Annotated in this window: 6 protein-coding genes; 4 read left to right on the top strand and 2 right to left on the bottom strand. The window is 51.7% G+C overall.

All coding sequences use genetic code 11. The features are described 5' to 3' along the window. The 3 genes from ABYT30_RS14975 to glp all read left to right on the top strand — a co-directional run. The coding region (locus ABYT30_RS14975) for a sugar nucleotide-binding protein (protein ID WP_373097334.1) at nt 1–722 on the top strand (722 nt) is incomplete at its 5' end. Further along, nucleotides 719–1,246: a molybdenum cofactor biosynthesis protein B gene (gene moaB, locus ABYT30_RS14970; RefSeq protein ID WP_373084744.1), complete on the top strand. Its 528-nt coding sequence runs from the start codon at nt 719–721 to the stop codon at nt 1,244–1,246. The genes ABYT30_RS14975 and moaB, both read left to right, overlap by 4 nt. Before the next feature lie 2 nt (nt 1,247–1,248). Then, nucleotides 1,249–2,448 carry a gephyrin-like molybdotransferase Glp gene (gene glp / locus ABYT30_RS14965; RefSeq protein ID WP_373097333.1) on the top strand — a complete coding sequence of 400 codons (1,200 nt, stop codon included), beginning with the start codon at nt 1,249–1,251 and terminating at the stop codon, nt 2,446–2,448. A 72-nt stretch (nt 2,449–2,520) separates the two neighbouring features. On the opposite strand, the gene fabB is transcribed toward glp, so the two are convergent. After that, nucleotides 2,521–3,744, bottom strand: a complete 1,224-nt coding sequence (gene fabB, locus ABYT30_RS14960) for a beta-ketoacyl-ACP synthase I (RefSeq protein ID WP_373097332.1) — start codon at nt 3,742–3,744, stop codon at nt 2,521–2,523. Nucleotides 3,745–3,794: 50 nt separating this feature from the next. Beyond that, on the bottom strand, nt 3,795–4,316 hold the full coding sequence (gene fabA / locus ABYT30_RS14955; protein ID WP_373082902.1) for a bifunctional 3-hydroxydecanoyl-ACP dehydratase/trans-2-decenoyl-ACP isomerase: 522 nt from the start codon (nt 4,314–4,316) through the stop codon (nt 3,795–3,797). Between the two features lie 226 nt (nt 4,317–4,542). Between fabA and galU the strand changes: the two genes are divergently transcribed. Beyond that, nucleotides 4,543–5,379 carry a UTP--glucose-1-phosphate uridylyltransferase GalU gene (gene galU, locus ABYT30_RS14950; protein ID WP_373097331.1) on the top strand — a complete coding sequence of 279 codons (837 nt, stop codon included), beginning with the start codon at nt 4,543–4,545 and terminating at the stop codon, nt 5,377–5,379. The last annotated feature ends 36 nt before the right edge of the window (nt 5,380–5,415 follow it).

Below are 5,415 nucleotides of genomic sequence, written 5' to 3'. Positions count from 1 at the left end.
TGGTGATTGATGCAGATGCGCTTTGTTATTTGCAGCGCAATTCTGGTTTTGTCGACGCAGAGCATCAGCGTCTACTCGCTTTGCGCGAGGAGTTTTTGGCGCGGTGCCGGCAATGGCGTGTCCCGTATTTATTGCTGAGTGATGGTCGAGTATTCGGCGCGGTTGCTGAGGGGGGCGCGGAGTTGTGTGAGTCTGATATGGCCAATGCTAGCTGTGTCGCGGGGGCTCAGTTTGCCGCTGTGGAGCAAGCGTTACTAGCCGATGTGACTCAGCAAGGGTTAGTGCTGCGCACCGGACCATTGATCGCGGCGCAGGGCGGGAATTTTCTTGGTGATTGCTTGGCTACGATGAGGGGCGACGCGGCTTTATGTTTAAATGACTCTCGGGTTGTCTACCCAACGCCAGTAGCGGATTTGGCGAGAGTTGTTTCGGGCTTGGTTGATCAAATTAGTTGTGGTGCGCCTACTCGCGGAATTTACCACTATAACAGCAGTGGCGCAGCCACTGCTTATGAGTTTGCGGAGGTGGTATGTGCCTTCGCTTCGCAATTTGTTGTACCGATGGCTAGTTTAGAGGTGGGCGAAGACGGGGAATCCTGGGTACCTGAAGTGCCCGCTTTAAGCTGTGATTTAATTTTGCAAAATTTTGGAATAAAGCGTTTGCCATGGCGGGCGTATTTGCCGCGTATGATAAAAGCGGTTTGTGAGGAGACATCGAAATGAGTGGCAGCGCCGATTTCACGCCATTAGGAATAGCGGTATTGACGGTTTCGGATACCCGTGACGAGAGTACCGATACCTCTGGGCAGTATTTGGTGACCGCCCTTGGCGAGGCTGGGCATCGTTTAATGGATAAGCAGATTGTTAAGGACGATATTTACCAAATTCGCGCGGTTGTGTCGGCTTGGATCGCAAACCGGGACATAGAGGCGGTATTAATTACTGGCGGTACGGGGTTTTCTGGTCGCGATTCAACCCCTGAAGCGGTCGCGGTGTTATTTGATAAAGTGATTGAAGGTTTTGGTGAGGTTTTCCGTGCAGTGTCGCTACAGGAGATCGGCTCTTCCACAATTCAGTCCCGGGCCATTGCTGGGTTGGCAAACAACACGGTTATTTTTTGTATGCCCGGCTCAACCGGCGCTTGTAAGACTGCATGGCAATCAGTCGTTCAGGAGCAGCTCGATAGTCGCCACCGCCCTTGCAATTTTGTCGGGGTGTTAAAGACTCGAAAAGACGGGGTTTTATAAACGTGGCTTTGCGCTCAGTCGAGACCACCCTGCACCAGCTGTTGGCAGATGTTCCATCTTGGGGCGCGGAATTCCGTAATTTAGCACAGGCGCTGGGCGCGATTTTAGCTACTGATGTTTATGCTCAAATTGACGTGCCGCCCGCAGATAATAGTGCGATGGATGGCTATGCCTTGCGGATTGACGACTTGGTCGGAGATAGGCCGCTGCCAATTAGTCAGCGTATTCCCGCTGGTGCGACGGGTGGCGCCTTGCAAGCAGGCACTGCGGCTCGAATATTTACCGGGGCGTCGATTCCGCCTGGCGCGGATACCGTGATCGCTCAAGAAGACTGTGAGTTAATTGGTGATCTGCTGCAGGTGAATGTCACGCCACGCACAGGGCAGCATATTCGGCCGCGGGGCCAGGATATTACCCGAGGTCAGCTAATACTGGCAAAGGGGCATCGCTTGGTTGCGGCGGACCTCGGTTTACTGGCCTCACTTGGCATAGCTTCCGTGCAAGTTGCGCGACGCATACGTGTTGCATTGATGTCGACCGGCGACGAGCTGCGTGAGCCGGGTCAAGCTTTGGCTGACGGGCAAATTTATAATTCTAATCGGCCGATGTTAGCTGCTTTAATTGAATCACTCGGCGCCGAAGTGATTGATATTGGTATTGTTGCTGATACGCCGGAGGCAACTCGTGACGCGCTTAAGCGCGCAGCGGCCAGTGCCGAAGTGGTCATCTCTAGCGGTGGTGTGTCGGTGGGTGAGGAGGATCACGTTAAGGCCGAGGTAGAGGCCTTGGGTTCCTTGAATCTGTGGAAGCTGGCCATTAAACCCGGTAAGCCGCTTGCTTATGGTCGAGTGCTTGAGGTGCCATTTTTTGGCTTGCCGGGTAATCCCGTGTCGGGCTTTGTGACCTTTTGCTTACTGGTGCGACCTTATTTATTGAAAATGCAAGGCGCGACGAAATTGCTGCCGCCACAGTGGCCGGCGCGTGCGCAATTCGAGTGGCCGCGCGCGGGTACTCGGCAAGAATATTTGCGTGCTAGGGTGGTACCGGGTGATGAGGGGATGGAGGTTGAGATTCATCCGCAACAGAGTTCGGGGGCACTGTCATCGGTGTCGTGGTGTAATGCTTTAGCGATTATCCCCATTGGCAAAACCTTGCGCCGAGGCGATCGCGTTGACGTGATTTTCTTGCAGGATATTAGCTAGAAAGGTAATGCAGGGAAGGGTTGCTAGAGAAACTCATGCAGCGCAGGGCGCTGCATGAGTGGTCCGCAAGCGCTAGGCCTGGTAGCGTTGAAATACTAGGCTTGCATTGGTGCCGCCAAAACCAAAGCTATTCGACATCACGGTATTTAACGTGACATTGTCCTGCCGGCTTAGGGCGATTGGTACACCTGCAGCCTCCTCGTCAACCGTTTCAATATTAGCTGATGCGGCAATAAAATTATGCTTCATCATTAATAGAGAGAAAATGGCTTCCTGTACGCCGGTAGCACCGAGTGAGTGGCCGGCAAGGGATTTGGTTGAGCCGATTGTTGGAATCGTTTTGCCTTCGTAAGCTTGTTTAACTGCCTTTAATTCCTGCATGTCACCTGCTGGCGTCGACGTGCCGTGGGAATTGATGTAGTCAACGTCACCATCCACACCTTGCAGGGCTTGGGCCATGCAGCGCGCAGCGCCTTCACCGCTCGGGGCGACCATGTCATAGCCGTCGGATGTCGCGCCATAGCCGACGAGTTCGCCGTAAATTTTGGCGCCGCGAGCCTTGGCGTGCTCAAGTTCTTCAAGGACGATCATGCCCGCGCCGCCAGCAATAACGAAGCCGTCACGGTTGGCGTCGTAAGGGCGTGACGCTTTTTCCGGGGTGTCGTTATATTTGGTCGACAGTGCGCCCATGGCGTCAAATAAACAACTTAAGGACCAGTGTTCTTCTTCGCCGCCGCCAGCAAAAACGACGTCTTGCTTGCCGAGCTGGATAAGCTCCATGGCGTTGCCAATGCAGTGGGCGCTGGTGGCGCAGGCAGAGGAAATCGAGTAGTTAACACCTTTGATTTTAAAGGGCGTTGCTAGGCAGGCAGAAACTGTGCTGCCCATAGTTTGAGTGACGCGATAGGGCCCAATGCGTTTTACACCGCGCTCTCTTAGAGTGTCAGCAGACTCGATTAAATTAGCCGACGACGCGCCGCCCGAGCCAGCTATAATACCGGTGCGAACATTGCTTACTTGGTCTTCAGCTAGGCCAGAATCGCTAACAGCTTCTTGCATGGCGATGTAGGCATACGCCGCAGCGTCACCCATAAAGCGAAGTTGTTTGCGGTCTATGCGTTCTTTAAGGTCGAGGTTTTTGATGGAGCCAGAAACTTGGCTGCGAAACCCCTTTTCCTTGTATTCTTCGTTGAACGCGATTCCCGATTTACCCTCTTGCAATGATGTGAGTACTTCTGCCAAATCATTGCCGATGCTGGAAACAATCCCCATACCGGTTACGACAACACGCTTCATCGGATACCTCATTATCTTATCTATAGTATTAGTTGAATTTTTAGCGAATTTTAAAAACTGGCGTCGTCTTTAAATAAGCCGACACGTAGATCTTTTGCGGTGTAGATAACTTTGCCGTCAACCGCGACTTCGCCGTCGGCGATACCCAAAATAAGCTTGCGCTCAATAAGACGCTTGTAGTTAAGGGTGTAGGTGACGAGCTTGGAGTCGGGTAGGATCTGTCCCGTGAATTTTACTTCGCCCGCGCCGAGTGCCCGGCCTTTGCCGCTGTTGCCGCGCCAGCCTAAGTAAAAACCAACCAGCTGCCACATGGCATCGAGGCCTAAGCAGCCAGGCATCACTGGGTCGCCGATAAAGTGGCAATCAAAAAACCAGAGGTCAGGATTGATGTCGAGTTCCGCGACTAATACACCTTTATCATAACTCCCGCCTTCAGTGCTAATATGGGTAATTCTGTCTACCATTAGCATATTGTCTACGGGGAGCTTAGGATTGCCGGGACCAAATAATTTGCCGTGTCCGCAGTCGATGAGTTCTTCTTTGGTAAAGCTATTTTGATGGATTAGAGACATGAGGCCATAGTTTCAGTTTGAAAATGTAGCGCTTATCTTAGCACGAAGGTTTTGGATGGCACATTAAAATGTCAACATTGGCGTGATGCTTGCTGTCATTGAGCTGTTACAAAAGTGGATAAAGGGCGGTGCTTGCCAAGTGTCGCCGCTGTTGGGAGAATACCCCCAGTGTTAACATTCGTTAAAAGGATTCGGGATGGCTCCCGACAGTCACTCAGGAAATAATATGATTCGAAAATGTCTGTTCCCCGTCGCCGGTTACGGCACTCGTTTTCTGCCCGCAACCAAATCCATGCCTAAGGAAATGCTGCCAATAGTGAATAAACCTTTGGTGCAGTACGGCGTGGAGGAGGCTATTCAAGCGGGCTTAAAGCAAATTGCATTAGTGACTGGTCGGGGTAAACGAGCAATCGCTGACCATTTTGATATTAGCTACGAATTAGAAAATCAGATAGCAGGCACCAGCAAGGAGCGCTATCTCGCATGTATTCGCAATGTGCTAAACGAAGGCACGTTCATGATGACGCGTCAGCGCGAAATGAAAGGCCTGGGTCATGCCATTTTGACCGGGGAGTGCTTGATTGGTGATGAGGCCTTTGGCGTTATTTTGTCAGACGACTTGTGTCTAAACCAAAAAGATGATGGCGTCATGGCGCAGATGGTTGCGCTTTACAAGCAGTTTCGCTGCAGTATAGTGGCTATCCAAGAAGTGCCGATGGAGGATATTGAAAAGTACGGCGTAATCGCTGGTGAGGAGATGGGTGATGGCTTGTACCGCGTTAGCAGTATGGTGGAAAAGCCCAAGCCGGAAGACGCGCCGACTAATATGGCGGTCATTGGTCGCTACATTTTAACTCCCGATATTTTCGAAATTTTGCGTAATACCCCGCCAGGTAAAAATGGTGAAGTGCAGCTGACGGATGCGCTGATGACACAGGCTCAGAATGGTTGTGTGCTTGCCTATAAATTCCGCGGCAAGCGATTTGATTGTGGCAGTGTGCCGGGCTTTATTGAGGCGACAAACTACGTTTATGAAAATATTTATGATGAGGCCTCAGCGTGAGTAGCAGTGAAATAACGTGTTTTAAAGCCTACGACG

Origin of the sequence: Zhongshania sp. (assembly GCF_041623545.1) — a bacterium.
In the GTDB taxonomy this organism is placed as follows: domain Bacteria; phylum Pseudomonadota; class Gammaproteobacteria; order Pseudomonadales; family Spongiibacteraceae; genus Spongiibacter.
Note: the sequence above shows the minus strand (reverse complement) of the source record. Positions and strands in the feature narration are given on the sequence as shown.